This window comes from Pseudomonas sp. PB106 (assembly GCF_009764645.1).
GTDB lineage: Bacteria > Pseudomonadota > Gammaproteobacteria > Pseudomonadales > Pseudomonadaceae > Aquipseudomonas.
On record NZ_RWIM01000035.1, the window covers coordinates 1 to 14,777 of the forward strand.

Annotated in this window: 13 protein-coding genes; 6 read left to right on the forward strand and 7 right to left on the reverse strand. The window is 60.3% G+C overall.

The features are described from left to right. Nucleotides 1–69: 69 nt before the first annotated feature. Entirely contained in the window at nucleotides 70–636 is a 567-nt protein-coding gene (locus EJA71_RS05635) for an NAD(P)H nitroreductase (protein ID WP_158955046.1), read from the reverse strand. A 121-nt stretch (nucleotides 637–757) separates the two neighbouring features. Here EJA71_RS05635 and EJA71_RS05640 point away from each other — a divergent pair, with 121 nt between their 5' ends. Continuing rightward, complete coding sequence (locus tag EJA71_RS05640) at nucleotides 758–2,212, forward strand: TrkH family potassium uptake protein (protein ID WP_158955048.1); 1,455 nt, start codon at nucleotides 758–760, stop codon at nucleotides 2,210–2,212. Here EJA71_RS05640 and EJA71_RS05645 read toward each other — a convergent pair. After that, on the reverse strand, nucleotides 2,169–3,230 hold the full coding sequence (locus EJA71_RS05645) for an AraC family transcriptional regulator (RefSeq protein ID WP_218576472.1): 1,062 nt from the start codon (nucleotides 3,228–3,230) through the stop codon (nucleotides 2,169–2,171). The two genes, EJA71_RS05640 and EJA71_RS05645, sit on opposite strands and share 44 nt — an antisense overlap. 164 nt (nucleotides 3,231–3,394) lie before the next feature. Between EJA71_RS05645 and EJA71_RS05650 the strand changes: the two genes are divergently transcribed. Both EJA71_RS05650 and EJA71_RS05655 read left to right on the forward strand, forming a co-directional pair. After that, nucleotides 3,395–3,706, forward strand: coding sequence for a DUF962 domain-containing protein (locus tag EJA71_RS05650; protein WP_158955050.1), 312 nt, complete (start codon nucleotides 3,395–3,397; stop codon nucleotides 3,704–3,706). 25 nt (nucleotides 3,707–3,731) lie between these two features. Further along, nucleotides 3,732–4,322 carry an HD domain-containing protein gene (locus EJA71_RS05655; RefSeq protein WP_158955052.1) on the forward strand — a complete coding sequence of 197 codons (591 nt, stop codon included), beginning with the start codon at nucleotides 3,732–3,734 and terminating at the stop codon, nucleotides 4,320–4,322. 134 nt (nucleotides 4,323–4,456) lie between these two features. Here EJA71_RS05655 and EJA71_RS05660 read toward each other — a convergent pair whose 3' ends face one another. Then, a complete protein-coding gene (locus EJA71_RS05660) occupies nucleotides 4,457–5,272 on the reverse strand; it encodes a UDP-2,3-diacylglucosamine diphosphatase (protein WP_158955054.1) in 816 nt (271 codons plus the stop codon). 135 nt (nucleotides 5,273–5,407) lie between these two features. Between EJA71_RS05660 and EJA71_RS05665 the strand changes: the two genes are divergently transcribed. Next, nucleotides 5,408–6,172, forward strand: a complete 765-nt coding sequence (locus EJA71_RS05665; protein WP_158955056.1) for an AraC family transcriptional regulator — start codon at nucleotides 5,408–5,410, stop codon at nucleotides 6,170–6,172. Between the two features lie 175 nt (nucleotides 6,173–6,347). Continuing rightward, nucleotides 6,348–7,241, forward strand: coding sequence for a DMT family transporter (locus EJA71_RS05670; protein ID WP_158955058.1), 894 nt, complete (start codon nucleotides 6,348–6,350; stop codon nucleotides 7,239–7,241). Here the strand turns inward: EJA71_RS05670 and EJA71_RS05675 are convergent. Continuing rightward, a complete protein-coding gene (locus EJA71_RS05675; RefSeq protein WP_158955060.1) occupies nucleotides 7,235–7,522 on the reverse strand; it encodes a SelT/SelW/SelH family protein in 288 nt (95 codons plus the stop codon). The two genes, EJA71_RS05670 and EJA71_RS05675, sit on opposite strands and share 7 nt — an antisense overlap. A 71-nt stretch (nucleotides 7,523–7,593) precedes the next feature. On the opposite strand from EJA71_RS05675, the gene EJA71_RS05680 reads away from it, so the two are divergent. After that, the gene (locus EJA71_RS05680; protein WP_158955062.1) at nucleotides 7,594–9,795 is read left to right on the forward strand and encodes a patatin-like phospholipase family protein; all 2,202 of its coding nucleotides are present in this window, start codon (nucleotides 7,594–7,596) and stop codon (nucleotides 9,793–9,795) included. A gap of 128 nt (nucleotides 9,796–9,923) precedes the next feature. Here the strand turns inward: EJA71_RS05680 and EJA71_RS05685 are convergent, their stop codons facing one another. The 3 genes from EJA71_RS05685 to recQ all read right to left on the reverse strand — a co-directional run bounded on the left by EJA71_RS05685 (nucleotide 9,924) and on the right by recQ (nucleotide 14,514). After that, nucleotides 9,924–11,690, reverse strand: a complete 1,767-nt coding sequence (locus tag EJA71_RS05685) for a FimV/HubP family polar landmark protein (protein ID WP_158955064.1) — start codon at nucleotides 11,688–11,690, stop codon at nucleotides 9,924–9,926. 127 nt (nucleotides 11,691–11,817) lie between these two features. Next, nucleotides 11,818–12,252 (reverse strand): MarR family transcriptional regulator, encoded by a 435-nt coding sequence (locus tag EJA71_RS05690; RefSeq protein ID WP_016984207.1) that lies wholly within the window; start codon nucleotides 12,250–12,252, stop codon nucleotides 11,818–11,820. Nucleotides 12,253–12,384: 132 nt separating this feature from the next. Next, nucleotides 12,385–14,514, reverse strand: a complete 2,130-nt coding sequence (recQ, locus tag EJA71_RS05695; RefSeq protein WP_158955065.1) for a DNA helicase RecQ — start codon at nucleotides 14,512–14,514, stop codon at nucleotides 12,385–12,387. Nucleotides 14,515–14,777 lie beyond the last annotated feature (263 nt).

Consider the following 14,777-nt stretch of genomic DNA (forward strand, 5'->3'; position numbering starts at 1 on the left):
GCCTGCGGCAGCTCCTACAGGAAAACGCATTCCAATGTAGGAGCTGCCGCAGGCTGCGATCTTTTGATTTTAAGCTTTACCGGGCCAGGCGCTGACGAACTCGGTCAGATCAACCTTCTCAGCCACACGCGGCTCTTTCTGCGGCGTCCCCAGGTAGAGAAACGCAATCACCTCTTCACCTTCAGCCAGCCCCAAGCCTTGCGCCACATGCTTGGAATACGCCAGATCACCCGTGCGCCACACCGCACCAATCCCCTGCGCATACGCCGCCAGCAAAATCCCGTGGGCCGCACAGCCGGCCGCGAGTAACTGCTCGGCCTTCGGATACTTGACGTGCTCCTGCAATTTAGCGATCACCACAACCACCAGCGGCGCGCGCAGCGGGCCGTTGCGCGCCTTGTCGATCATCGCTTCGGTGACTTCGCCTTCTTGCTGTTGCGCCGCTTCTGCCAGCAACTCGCCCATTTGCTCGCGCGCCGCGCCTTCGACGGTCAGGAAGCGATACGGCTGCAAGTGCCCGTGATCCGGTGCGCGCAAGGCTGCGCCAAACAGGGCTTCGCGCTGCTCGGCAGTGGGGGCCGGTTCGACCAGACGTGGAACGGAAACACGGTTGAGCAAAGCGTCGAGAGCCTGCATCGGCCACCTCCTGAAAAATATGTGCGGCTATTCTAGCTTTATCTGCCAACAGGATGCCGGTTTACATGCCCTGCCCCACGGGTAGAATGGCGCCCTTCCCACATCAGCCCGAGCGGACTTCATGGCGTTGCCGACCTTACGGATCATTGGTTTTATCATCGGCATCTTCCTGATCACCCTGGCCGTGGCCATGGTCGTCCCGATGGCGACCCTGGTGATATTCGACCGCACCAGCGACCTGCCGTCGTTCCTCTGGGCGAGCATGATCACCTTCGTCGCCGGCCTTGCGCTGGTGATTCCCGGCCGCCCCGAACACATTCATTTACGTCCGCGCGACATGTATTTGCTGACCGTCAGCAGTTGGCTGGTGGTGTGCATTTTCGCCGCGCTGCCGTTTCTGCTGACCCAGCACATCAGCTACACCGACTCGTTTTTCGAAAGCATGTCCGGCATCACCGCCACTGGCTCGACCGTGCTCAATCACCTGGACAGCATGTCCCCCGGCATCCTGATGTGGCGCTCATTGCTGCACTGGATCGGCGGCATCGGCTTTATCGGTATGGCGGTGGCGATCCTGCCGCTACTGCGCATCGGTGGCATGCGCCTGTTCCAGACTGAATCCTCGGACCGTTCGGAAAAGGTCATGCCGCGCTCGCATATGGTGGCGCGGCTGATCGTTGCCGCGTATGTCGGCATCACCATCCTTGGCAGCCTGGCGTTCTGGTGGGCGGGGATGAGCCCGTTCGATGCGATCAACCACGCGATGTCAGCGATCTCCACGGGTGGGTTCTCGACCTCCGATCAGTCGCTGGCCAAGTGGACGCAACCGGCGGTGCACTGGGTCGCGGTGGTCATCATGATTCTCGGCAGCCTGCCGTTCACCCTGTACGTGGCGACGCTGCGCGGCAACCGCAAAGCGCTGATCAAGGATCAGCAAGTGCAAGGTTTGCTTGGGATGTTGCTGGTGACCTGGCTGGTGCTCGGCACCTGGTACTGGTGGACGACAAACCTGCATTGGCTGGACGCCTTGCGCCATGTCGCGCTGAACGTGACCTCGGTGGTCACCACCACCGGTTTTGCCCTCGGCGACTACAGCCTGTGGGGCAACTTTTCGTTGATGCTGTTCTTCTATCTGGGTTTTGTCGGAGGCTGTTCCGGGTCGACGGCGGGCGGGATCAAGATCTTCCGTTTCCAGGTCGCCTATATCCTGCTCAAGGCCAACCTTAATCAGCTGATTCACCCGCGCGCGGTGATCAAGCAGAAGTACAACGGTCACCGTCTCGACGAAGAGATCGTGCGTTCGATTCTGACTTTTTCGTTCTTTTTCGCCATCACCATCTGCGTGATCGCCCTGCTGCTGTCGCTGCTTGGCGTCGACTGGATGACCGCGCTGACCGGCGCTGCCAGCACCGTGTCCGGCGTCGGCCCGGGGCTGGGCGAAACCATTGGCCCGGCAGGCAACTTCGCCAGCTTGCCGGATGCGGCGAAGTGGATCCTGTCGTTCGGCATGCTGCTTGGCCGACTGGAGATCATTACGGTGTTTGTGCTGTGTATTCCGGCCTTTTGGCGTCACTGATCGCGTTCGGTGCCTGCAACAACCGCGTCCGGTAATCGCCGGGCGTGGTGTCGAACCAGCGGCGGAACGCACGAAAGAAATTGCTCGGGTCGGCAAAGCCCAACAGATAGGCAATCTCCAGCAAGGTCATGCTCGGTTGCGCCAGATACTGCTCGGCCAGTTCGCGGCGGGTGTCGTCGAGCAACTGCTGAAAACTGGTGCCCTCCTCTTGCAAGCGCCGCTGCAAGGTTCGCTGCGACAAATGCAGGGTCTGCGCCACGGTATCGCGCTTGGGCTCGCCTTGTGGCAGCAAGCGGCACAGCACTTGCCGCGCCTTGTGGGTCACACGGCTTTCCGAGAACCGCGCCAGATATTCCCCGGCAAACCGGTCGTGCAACAGCGCCATCGCTTCATTGGCGGTGGGCAGCGGCGCCTCCATGTCGGCGCGCTCGAAGATCAAGGCATCGTACGGCGCGTTGAACATCAACGGCGCGTGGAAGGCTTGTTTATAGGGTTCCAGATCATCCGGTTCATCGCCCTGCACCAGCACTTTGACCGGATGCAGCGTGCGCCCGGTCAACCAGCCGCACAGGCCCAGCGCGCAAGCCAGTGAGGCTTCGGCGCTTTGCCGGGTCGGCGGCAGGTGATCGCCGTGCACGGTCAGAATCAGCGCGTAACCCTCTTCCAGCAGACGGAAGCTCAGGTCGGCACTTTCGGCGATGATCCGCTGGTAGCGCACCAACCTTTGAAAGCCTTCGGCCAGGGTATTGCTCGACATCAGCGCGTAGCCGGCCACATGAAACGAGGCCGGACGCACCACTTTGCCCATGTTCAGGCCGATCGCCGGGTTGCCGGACAGCTCGACTGCCCGTTGCCAGAGTCGGGTCATGGAATCTTGCGGGAAGCGTGCATCCGGATCATCCAGAGCCGAGTAATCGAGCCCCAGTTGCTTGAACAGAACCCGGCAATCCAGGCCGTCCATCTCCAATGCTTTGACAATCCCCATCGCCCAGCTTGCAGAAGTCGTTCGTTCGCTCATGGCGTTTTTCTTTTACATGATGGGCCGCATGTTACGGCCTGATTTGCGAAGGATACTAAAGTGGCGCCGATTGTCACTGGCCCACGCCAATGATCACTCTAGACTCAAATAGGCTACCCGCAGAACAACTCGTCGCCAGAACAATAACCACAGAGAACGCGGTCGTGGAAAACATCAAGCATTTCAACAGCTTCGCTGAGTTCTATCCGTATTACCTCAACGAGCACGCCAACAGCACCTGCCGTCGCCTGCATTTCATCGGCACCACACTGGTGATTTTTATTCTGGCGATGACCATCGCCAAAGGCGCCTGGCTGCTGTTATTGGCCCTGCCACTGGCCGGTTACAGCTTCGCCTGGGTCGGCCACTTCTTTTTTGAAAAGAACCGGCCCGCGACTTTCCAGCATCCGCTGTACAGCCTGCTCGGCGACTTCGTCATGTACCGCGACATGATCCTTGGTCGCGTTGCGTTTTAGACAACAAGAACAAAGAGGATGGCCGATGAACGCCAATGCTCGCTTCACCCATATGAAGGATGGCACGCAGGAAGACTGGGCAATCATCGCCGCGGACTTCAGTGCCTACGCCAAACAATTGCCGTCGCGGATCATGAACCATCTGAAACTGCTCGAAGGCGATTTCGGCGGTTTCCCCGTGGATCGCCTGACCCACTCCCTGCAAACCGCGACCCGCGCCTTTCGCGATGGGCGTGACGAGGAATACGTGGTCTGCGCGCTGCTGCACGACATCGGCGACACCTTGGGTTCGTACAACCATCCGGACATTGCTGCGGCGATTCTCAAGCCATTCGTCAGTGCTGAGAATCTGTGGATGGTCGAGAAGCATGGCGTTTTTCAGGGCTACTACTTCTTCCACCATTTGGGCATGGATCGGCATTTGCGCGAGCAATTCAAAGCGCATCCGCAGTTTCAAGCGACCGCCGAGTTTTGCGCCAAATACGATGCGGCGGCATTTGATCCGGCCTACGACACCCTGCCATTGAGTTTCTTCGAGCCGATGATGGAAAGGTTGTTTGCCCAGCCGAAGAACTCGATTTACAAAGCCGCAATGGAAGAACACACCACGGTTTGATGTTGTTTGTTCTGACCCCATCGCTGGCAAGCCAGCTCCCACTGAGAGTTGGATCGCTTACACATTTTGTGTGCACCCAGGAACCCTGTGGGAGCTGGCTTGCCAGCGATGAGGCCCTTTCAACCACCGGAGCATTATGCGAGTTCAGCAACCTTGGCCGCTTTGAGCTCCGCCTCCCGCGCCTGTGCATCTGCCAGCCGATACAACTCGATCGTGCCATCCCAATGCTCGATCAGCGCCGTGCACGACTCCACCCAATCGCCGCAATTGAGGTAATCCACGTCGCCCACCTTGCGGATCTCGGCATGGTGAATGTGCCCGCAGACCACGCCATGCAACTCGCGTTTCACGCATTCATGGGCGATGGCTTCTTCAAAGTCGCTGATGAAACTCACCGCCGTCTTCACCTTGTGCTTCAGGTACGCCGACAGCGACCAGTAACCGTAGCCATAGCGGGCGCGCCAATGGTTGAGCCAGCGATTCAGCGTCAGGGTGAACTCGTAAGCCGAGTCGCCGAGAAACGCCAGCCAGCGGTGATAACGGGTTATCACATCGAACTGATCGCCGTGAATCACCAGCAGATGACGCCCGTCCGCCGTGACGTGCACCGCTTCGTCGACCAACTGGATATTGCCCAGAATCAGTTTCGAATAACGGCGAAGGAATTCATCATGGTTGCCGGTGACGTAAATCACCTCGGTGCCGCGCTTGCTCATGGTCAGCAAGCGGCGGATCACATTGGTGTGCGCTTGCGGCCAATACATGCCGCCGCGCAGTTTCCAGCCGTCGATGATGTCACCGACCAGATAGACCTTGTCGGCATGGTAGCCCTTGAGAAACTGCGACAAATGTTCCGCCTGGCAGTCCCGCGTCCCCAGGTGCACGTCGGAAATCCACAGGGTTCGCACCCGTTGTTTGCGGCTGGGTCTGGCGAGCTCGGCGCTGGTCATGGGCAACCCTCTGCGATGTTTTCGCCAGAGTGCGCTCGCCCGGTGAATCGACCATGACAAGCGCAAGTCAGTCCTGTGACAACGCATCCGGGGTGCGCCGGTGTAGACTGAAGCTCAATTCGGAGACAACCTGCCATGCGACCGATCCTTACCCTGCGCCAGTACACCCACGACTTGATCGTCCACAGCCACGACCACGCGCAATTGGTGTTCGGCTTGTCCGGTGCGCTGGATTTCGAGGTCGAGGGTTGTGGCAGCCAGGTGCGCCAGCAGAGTTTCGTGGTCATCCCTTCTGGCGCCCACCATGCTTGCGGCAGTCCCCAAGGCAGCCGCTGCCTGGTGCTCGACATCCCTGAAGGGCAATGGGTGCAGGACTCACTGGGCGCGCATGCCGAGGCCAGTCGCCGCTTGCTCGATCAACCGGGGCGGCTGTCGCTGGATTCGGGGCAAAGTCAGTTGGTCAGTTGGTTGGCGAACAGCCCGGTCAACGATCCGTTGATCGCGCAGCAAGGCGCGGTGTTGCTGCTGGCCAGCCTCAATCACGCGCAACCTGCCGAACTCGCGGTTCGCCGCCTGCCTTATGCCGCGCTGGATGCGCACATCGAGCAACACGCCGCTTATCCGCTGCAAGTCGCCGACCTCGCCCGGGTCGCCGGTTTGTCCAGTGCGCGCCTGCATGCGCGCTTCATGGCTGAATGCGGGCAGACGCCGATGGACTACATTCGCAGCCGACGCCTGCATCTGGCGGTGCAAATGTTGCGCGACACCGGCCTGCCGATCGGAGAAATCGCCAGCCGCGTCGGGTACAGCTCGCAGAGTGCCTTTTCCGCCGCCGTCCTACGTGAATTCGGCGCATCACCCGGGCAACTTCGGCGCGATTCCTACAACAAAAGACGATAGCCTGCCGACAGACTTGCAGGTCGATACGCGGTTCAATGGGCCTTCGGGCTGATTCCCACGCTCGGCGTGGGACTGCAGCCCGTGACGCTCCGCGTCACTGGACGCAGAGCGTCCCTAGAGGCATTCCCACGCTGAGCGTGGGAATGATCAAATCGTGTCTGGATTAAGGACTGCAATGACTCCGCGTACTGCCCTCGGCGCCCTGCATATCGGTGCTTTGATGTTTGGCCTGACCGGCGTATTCGGCAAGCTCGCTGCCGCTTCGCCGGCGGTGATCGTTTTCGGCCGTGCCGCCTTCGCCGTACTCGCCCTGGCGTTCTTCGCCCGTTTCGCCAGCCAGAGCGGCTGGCAAAAACTCCAGGCCGTGGATTGGCGACGCTTGGCCTTGAGCGGCGTGTTGCTGGCCGGGCACTGGGTGAGTTTCTTTATTTCGGTGAAAGTCGCCGGCGTAGCGATCGCGACCCTGGGCTTTGCCAGTTTCCCGGCGTTCACGGTGATTCTCGAAGGGCTGATCTTCCGCGAACGTATTCGCGCCAATGAAATCGTCCTGGTGGTGCTGGTCAGTGTCGGTCTGGTGCTGGTGACGCCAGCCTTCGATCTGGGCAGCGGCGCGACCGTCGGCCTGCTCTGGTCAGTGCTGTCGGGACTGCTGTTTTCCCTGCTGTCACTGACCAATCGCGCCAGCTCCGGGCGTATCCCGGCGGTGCAGGCGGCGTTGTGTCAGAACGTGGTCGTGGCGCTGTGTCTGCTGCCGGTCGCAGCACCACAATTGAGCGAAGTCCGTGCGCTGGACTGGTTGTGGATTGCCCTGCTTGGCGTGTTCTGCACCGGCGTCGCCCACAGCCTGTTCGTTGCCAGTCTGGCGGTGATCAAGGCGCGCACGGCGGCGGTGGTGTTTGCCATGGAGCCGGTTTACGGCATCACCGTGGCCTGGCTGCTGTTCAATGAAAACCCGACTCTGCGCATGCTGATGGGCGGCGCACTGATCATTGTTGCCATCGTGGTGTCGGCGCGCATGTCGGGCGGCAGCGATAAAAAAACCGTCGCCGCCGAGGCCGCGTCTCACTGAGTGCGGTCGTTGTGGCCGAGGTCGCGATCAGGATCGATCTGATCGCGAACCCGTTGCTTGAGCACCTTGGCCTCGGGAAAACCGCCATCCGCCTTGCGTTCCCAGATCTGCGTGCCCGCACAAGTGATGTGAAACACCCCGCCCGTGCCCGGCACCAACGACACTTTGCCGAGGTCATCGCCGAAGGTGCTGAGCAGTTCCTGGGCCAGCCACGCGGCGCGCAGCAGCCATTGGCATTGGGTGCAATAGGTGATGACAACTTCTGCTTTTGCGACAGTCATGTTCGCTGAAACTCCTGAGACAGAGGGCGCCGCTATAATAGCCGGCTTTACCGATCGCCCCGAGACTCACAATGCGCCGTCTGCTGTTCTGCCTGCTGCTTGGTTTACTGCCCCTGTTCGCCCATGCCAGCGTCGAAGCCACTGAGGCATCGCGGCCAAAGGTCGGCCTCGTGCTGTCCGGCGGCGCGGCGCGTGGGCTGGCGCACATTGGCGTGCTCAAGGCACTGGAGGAGCAAGGCATCAAGATCGATGCGATTGCCGGCACCAGCATGGGCGCGGTGGTCGGGGGTCTGTATGCCTCGGGCTACAAGATCGACGAGCTGGAAAAACTGGCGCTGCAGATCGACTGGCAAGCCGCGCTCTCCGACGCGCCACCGCGCGAAGACGTACCGTTCCGCCGCAAGCAGGATGACCGCGATTTTCTGGTGAAACAAAAACTGAGCTTCCGCGACGATGGCAGCCTCGGCCTGCCGCTCGGGGTAATTCAGGGCCAGAACCTGGCACTGCTGCTGGAAAGCCTGCTCGCGCACACCAGCGACACCCGGGATTTCGACAAACTGCCGATCCCGTTCCGCGCTGTCGCCACCGACATCGCCAACGGCGAAAAAGTGGTGTTTCGCAAAGGCCATCTGCCCCAGGTGATCCGTGCGAGCATGTCGATCCCAGCGGTGTTCGCCCCGGTCGAGCTCGACGGCAGGCTGCTGGTGGACGGCGGCATGACCGACAACATCCCGCTCGATGTGGCAAGGGAAATGGGCGTTGACGTGGCCATCGTCGTCGACATCGGCACGCCACTGCGCAACCGCAAGCAACTGACCACGGTAGTTGATGTACTGAACCAGTCGATCACCCTGATGACCCGCAGTAATTCCGAAGAGCAGTTGGCCGCGCTCAAGCCAACCGACGTGTTGATCCAGCCAGCCCTGGCGGCGTATGGCGTCACCGATTTCGGCAAGGCGCAGGACATGATCGACGCTGGATACCGCGCGACCCGAATCCTCGATGCACGCCTGGCCACGCTCAAACCCAAGGAATCCCAGGACGCCGAACTCAACGCCGCGCGCTCACCCGGCCAGCGCACGCCGATCATCACGGCGATCAGGGTCGAGAACGATTCGAAAGTCGACGACGATGTGATCCGCTATTACATCCGCCAGCCCATCGGTGAGCCGCTGGACATGGGTCGACTGCACTCCGACATGGGCACGTTGTACGGCCTCGACTACTTCGAACAAGTGCAATACCGCGTCGTGCACAAAGGCCAAGATCACACGCTGGTGATCAGCGCTCGGGGCAAACGCAGCGGCACCGATTATCTGCGGGTCGGGCTCAACCTTTCCGACGATATGCGTGGCGACAGCGCCTTCAACCTCGGTGCCAGTTACCGCATCAACGGGATCAACCGACTCGGTGCGGAATGGCTGACCCGCGCGCAGATCGGCGACAAGCAAGAGCTGTATTCCGAGTTCTATCAGCCGCTGGATGTCGGCTCACGTTACTTCGTCGCGCCTTATGCATCGTTTGAAGCGCAGAACGTCGATTCGGTGCTCGACAACGATCCGATCGCGCAATACCGCGTCGAACGCTACGGTTTCGGGCTCAACTTCGGTCGACAGATCGGCAACAACGGCGAAGTACGTTTCGGTGTGGGTGAGGCGTGGGGCAAGGCCGATGTGCGCATTGGCGATCAGGACTTGCCGAGTGAAAGTTTCAACGAAGGGTTTTATGAGTTGAAGTACTCGTACGACTCGCTGGACAACGTGTACTTCCCTCACGAAGGCAAAGACATCAGCCTGACGCTGATGCAGTTCGAGCCAAGCCTGGGTTCAGACACGCGTTACCGGCAGTGGGAATTCAAACTCGACAAAGCCATGAGCCACGGCCCGGATACGCTGATTCTTGGTGGGCGCTACGGTCGCACACTGGACGATGCCAATGTGGTCACTTCAAGCTTTCTGCTCGGTGGCGCGCGGCAATTGTCCGGTTTCCGCGAGGATGCGATTTCCGGGCAAAACGTCAGCCTGCTGCGGGCGGTTTACTACCGTCGGTTGACGCCAAGATCGTACTTGCCGCTGGACTTCCCGATGTACGCCGGCGCCTCGCTGGAACGTGGACGTGCGTGGAACAACGACAATGAATTCGACAGCGGCTACATCAACGCAGCGAGTGTGTTCATTGGCTTTGATACGCCGCTGGGGCCGTTGAATTTCAGCTATGGGTTGAATGATGCGAATGAGCAGGCGGTGTATCTGAACCTTGGGCAGACTTTCTGATTAACGCAGTCTGGTCTGGCGCCTTCGCGAGCAAGCTCGCTCCCACAGTTTGGAATGCGCTCCCCTGTGGGAGCGAGCTTGCTCGCGAAGGCGTCTGTACGTTCACCGCATCGGTGACTGCTAAAAAATCAGCGAATCCCCGCCAACAATGTCCGCGCTGTTTGCTTCAACGGCTCATCAGCCTCTTTCAGCAATTCATTGAGCAATGCAATCGCACTGTCGATATCACCGTCGTCGATGCACGTCTGCGCCTGTTCGAGCTTCAATGAGCCGGTGGGCTCCGCCGGTTCGGACAGTTGCAACTCTAGGGGCTCCAACACCAACGATGGTTCCGAATCAGCGAACTCATTGAGAAAATCGTCATCCAGAGGCTGTGCGTCAGGCTCGGGAATCCATTCAAGTTCCGCCTCTTCTGCGGCTACTGCTTCGGGCAACTCGAAATCCGGCGGCAAGACCTGCAGGCTTGAACCGAGACCCGGCTCGCCCGACGCAGGCGGTACCGGGGATGGCCGACTGTCCTCCAGATCCCAGCTGGAAGCCATCGACAGTTCGCCCAGATTCAACTCGAAATCATCCTCCGGGGCCGGTTGCGCCGGGGCAATGGGCGCTGCCGCGACGGCGGGCGCCAACGCCACAGCGCTGGCCAATTTCGGATGGCGGGCACGGGTGTCGTGCAATTGCTGTTCATCGACACCTTGTGCGCGCAGATGACTTTCCTGCTGATCGTAGGCGCTGTTATCACCCTGACGGCCCAACACTTCGAGCAATTGCATGCCGAGTTCGAGGCGCTCGGGCTCCTTGTTCAAGGCATCGCGCAACAGCCCCACCGCTTCACCAAGTCGCCCATACGCCAGGTAAATACCGACCGCTTCCAGCACATCCCCGGCGGCCGGTTCTTCGCGGTGGTCGGCTGCATTGTGAGCTCGGACGTGGGCTGTCGGTTCAGGTTCGTCTACGTCTGCTGCATCGGGTTGCGCTGACAATGGCAGCGGTTCGCCCGTGTGCATCTGTTGTTGCCGACGACGCACGAACAAGGCCGCCAAAGCTCCCAGCAATAACAGCAAACCGCCGAGCAGCGGCCAGTTCAAGCCGTCATCTGTGGTTTCGACAGGGGCAACAATGGGGGTGGGGGTTGGGGGCGATGCTACGACAGGCGCTGGCGGAGGTTTCTGCAGCTCGGCGAGGCGGGTTTGCAGCTCGCTGATTTGTTTCTTGCCTTCGGCGATCTGCGCCTCTTGAGTCAACAGTCGGGCTTTCTGCTCGTCGAGAGTCGCTTGCAGTTGCTGATTCAGCAGCACACTGGCAGCCAACTGCTCGGCCAGTGCATCGTTGGCCGGCGGCGTGGCAGGTGCGGGGGCGACTGCGCTTTCGCGCTTGCCCTGGACTGCCTGCGCTGGCGCAGTCGCGGGTTCCACCGTCGGGAATTCGGAAGACTGCGCACGCGGGTCCGGTTCATCGGTTGCCGGCACAATCCCGGGCGAGCCCGGCGGATCGATCAGTACGGTGTACTCGCGCAGCAAACGGCCATTGGGCTGATTGAGCTCCACGAGAAAATTCAGAAAAGGTTCGTTGACCGGTTTGCTCGACGTCACCCGAATCATCTGGCGTTTGCCATGCAGGATAGGCGTGAACTTCAGGTCATTGAGGAAGAACACCCGTTCGACCCCGGCGCGACCGAATTCGTCCGCTGTGGCGAGGTTGACCGACAGGTCGTTTGGGCTCAGAGCGCCGACATCCTGTAATGCAATGTCTGCCTTGAGCGGCTGATTGAGGGCTGAGTGGACAGTGATGTCACCCAGCCCCAGCGCCATCGATGCGGTCGAATAGCTGAATACGCCAGCGAGCAGCAGCCATTTGCCGCCCCCGCGCAGTACCACGTGCCGACTTGCGAGCATGAGCATCCCTTAAATAAGCAAAACCGACTTCTATGCGTTCGCACATCCGGTACGAACACGATATTGCCCAGTAGTTCTTATAGTCGGCTCAGCGCGATCTCTCAAAGAAACGGCACGGGGATGTGCCTCAAGATTTTTCCAGGTTACCCAGAATGTGCCCGTGTACACGCATGCACACCTTCAAATCCGCCTCGTCGACGCCTTCGAACAATTCGTGACGCAGCTGCGTGGCAATGGTTTCGATTTGTTCGATCAGCGGCAGGGCTGGCGCACAGAGGACAATTTTTTTCGCCCGGCGGTCTTCCATCACGGACTGGCGTTGCACCAGACCCTGGCTTTCCAGACTATCGAGCAAGCGTGCAAGGGTCGGACCTTCGACGCCGACGCTCTGCGCCAGCTCACGTTGGGTCGGTGCTTCTTCGAAGCGCGCCAGATGCAGCAGCACCAGCCAGCGAGCCTGGGACAAGCCCAGACCGGCGAGGCGGCGATCCAGTTCGGCGCGCCAGCCACGGGACATCTGGGCCAGTTGCATGCCAAAGCGGTGTTGATCGGTTAACGGCATAAAACACTCACGGTTAGACTGAAAATAAAGAAAATCTAATTATTAGCCAGCTAAGCATGAGCTGCAGTTATAGGCAAGTGGCGCTCTGTACTGAATCGTTACAACTGTATGAGGCTTGGCACAAACGCCACCTCACATTTCAAATTCCGATTGCAGTGCAGCCCGCACGCAATACAACACGCCCTCGGGCACGCGACCGGCGAACAGTTCGGCCACTTCGGCGACCGACGGCAACTCGCCTTCGCCATCGAGGAACGCGTCCTGCACTTCGCCCATCAGTTCTTCGGGCAAGTCCAGCGCTTGTTCCAGCGACAACTGCTGTTTGCCGATCGCTTCGGCCAGCATGGTGTAGACGTTCTTTTCCGAGCACTGCAATTGCCCGGCGATCTGCAGCGGCGTCATGCCCGCGCGGGCGAGAGTGATCAATTCGTGGCGTACATCGGCGACCACTTTCGGTGCCTCGGCCTCGCCACCGAGCACTTCGAGGAAAGCCTCGCCGTAGCGTTCCAGCTTGCGTGCGCCGACGCCGCTGACCCGGGCCATGTCCGCCAGAGTCGTCGGTTGGCTGCGGAGCATTTCCAGCAAGGTCGAATCGGGGAAGATGACGTACGGCGGCACGCCGTGTTCTTCGGCGAGTTTGCGCCGCAGTGCGCGCAAGGCTTCCCATTGTTCGCGCTCTTCGCCGCGCACCAGTTGGCTTGCCTGGCTCTTGCTGCCGCTTTTGGCCGTGACTTGCGGTTTCAAGTCGCGGCGCAGCTCCAGAGTCACTTCACCCTTGAGCAATGGCCGACAGCTGTCGCTGAGACGCAGCCCGCCGTAACCCTCGTGATCGACATCCGCCAGCCCACGCGCCACCAACTGGCGGTACAGCGAGCGCCATTCGCTTTCGCTCAGCGCCTTGCCAACGCCCCACACCGACAAATGCTGATGGCCGAAGCTGCGGATTTTTTCGTTGTCCTTGCCCAGCAGTACGTCGACCAGGTGTCCGACGCCATAACGCTGACCGGTGCGGAAAATCGCCGACAACGCCTGACGCGCAGGCTCGGTGGCATCCCAGGTTTGCACACCGTCGACACAGTTGTCGCAATGGCCACACGGCTCGGCCATCTCTTCATCGAAATAGGCCAGCAAGGTCTGTCGGCGGCAGCGGGTTTCTTCGCACAGCGAGAGCATGGCGTCGAGCTTGTGCTGTTCCAGACGCTTGTGACGCTCGTCGCCTTCGGAGTTCTGCAGCATCTGCTTGAGCATCACCACGTCTTGCAGACCGTAGGCCATCCACGCATCCGCCGGCAGGCCGTCACGGCCGCCGCGTCCGGTTTCCTGATAATACGCTTCGAGGGATTTCGGCAAATCGAGATGCGCGACAAAGCGGACGTTGGGTTTGTCGATGCCCATGCCGAACGCCACGGTGGCGACCATGATCAGCCCTTCCTCGTTGAGGAAGCGCTTCTGGTGATAGGCGCGCAGATCATTGGGCAGACCGGCGTGGTACGGCAGCGCCGGGAAACCCTGCTCACTGAGGAATGCCGCGACTTCTTCGACCTTTTTGCGCGACAGGCAGTACACGATGCCGGCGTCGCTACGGCGCTCGGCGAGGAACGCCAGCAACTGCTTGCGCGGCTGTTCCTTGGGGACGATGCGGTAGAAGATGTTCGGGCGGTCAAAACTCGACAGAAAGCGTTCAGCATTTTGCAGGTGCAGGCGATCAACAATTTCTTCCCGCGTGCGCTTGTCGGCGGTTGCGGTGAGGGCAATACGTGGCACGTTGGGGAACAGCTCGGCCAGTTGGCCCAGTTGCAAGTATTCGCGGCGGAAGTCGTGGCCCCATTGCGATACGCAATGCGCTTCGTCGATGGCGAACAGGGCAATCTCCAGGCTTTGCAGAAACGCCAGCATGCGCGGCTGGACCAGACGTTCCGGCGCCAGATAAAGCATTTTCACTTCGCCGCGCTTGATCCGCGCGGCGAGGTCGCGCTGCTGTTCGGCGCTCAATGTGGAGTTCAGCGCGGCAGCGGCCACGCCCAGTTCTTCGAGGGTGGCGACCTGATCGTCCATCAAGGCGATCAACGGCGACACCACCACGGCCAAGCCATCGCGCAGCAATGCCGGCACCTGGAAGCACAGCGACTTGCCGCCACCGGTAGGCATCAATACCAGCGCATCACCGCCGCTGGCCACGCGCTCAATGATTGCACCCTGACGGCCACGAAAACTGTCGTAGCCGAAGATGTCCTTGAGGACGCGTTGAGCCTGTTCGAGCATAAAAACTCCAAAAATCTACCGATACATCCCTGCTCAGGCTGGTTCAGAACAGCCACGGCTGCTTAAACAAAACGTAAGAGCGCATTGCATGAACCGCACAATGCGGGCAGGGATCGCAAAACGCGGCAGTATACCCGAGGCCTTCCCTGCGCAGGGCGACACCCGTCGATACAATCGACATATGCGCCCCTGTCCCCTGTAGGAGCTGCCGAAGGCTGCGATCTTTTGATCTTTACAAACAACATCAAAAGATCGCAGCCTTC

Bases quoted from the DNA above. Each gene is read 5' to 3' on its own strand.
- EJA71_RS05635 (WP_158955046.1), bottom strand. From the start codon at position 636: ATGCAGGCTCTCGACGCTTTGCTCAACCGTGTTTCCGTTCCACGTCTG.
- EJA71_RS05640 (WP_158955048.1), top strand. From the start codon at position 758: ATGGCGTTGCCGACCTTACGGATCATTGGTTTTATCATCGGCATCTTC.
- EJA71_RS05645 (WP_218576472.1), bottom strand. From the start codon at position 3,230: ATGAGCGAACGAACGACTTCTGCAAGCTGGGCGATGGGGATTGTCAAA.
- EJA71_RS05655 (WP_158955052.1), top strand. From the start codon at position 3,732: ATGAACGCCAATGCTCGCTTCACCCATATGAAGGATGGCACGCAGGAA.
- EJA71_RS05660 (WP_158955054.1), bottom strand. From the start codon at position 5,272: ATGACCAGCGCCGAGCTCGCCAGACCCAGCCGCAAACAACGGGTGCGA.
- EJA71_RS05665 (WP_158955056.1), top strand. From the start codon at position 5,408: ATGCGACCGATCCTTACCCTGCGCCAGTACACCCACGACTTGATCGTC.
- EJA71_RS05670 (WP_158955058.1), top strand. From the start codon at position 6,348: ATGACTCCGCGTACTGCCCTCGGCGCCCTGCATATCGGTGCTTTGATG.
- EJA71_RS05675 (WP_158955060.1), bottom strand. From the start codon at position 7,522: ATGACTGTCGCAAAAGCAGAAGTTGTCATCACCTATTGCACCCAATGC.
- EJA71_RS05680 (WP_158955062.1), top strand. From the start codon at position 7,594: ATGCGCCGTCTGCTGTTCTGCCTGCTGCTTGGTTTACTGCCCCTGTTC.
- EJA71_RS05685 (WP_158955064.1), bottom strand. From the start codon at position 11,690: ATGCTCGCAAGTCGGCACGTGGTACTGCGCGGGGGCGGCAAATGGCTG.
- EJA71_RS05690 (WP_016984207.1), bottom strand. From the start codon at position 12,252: ATGCCGTTAACCGATCAACACCGCTTTGGCATGCAACTGGCCCAGATG.
- recQ (WP_158955065.1), bottom strand. From the start codon at position 14,514: ATGCTCGAACAGGCTCAACGCGTCCTCAAGGACATCTTCGGCTACGAC.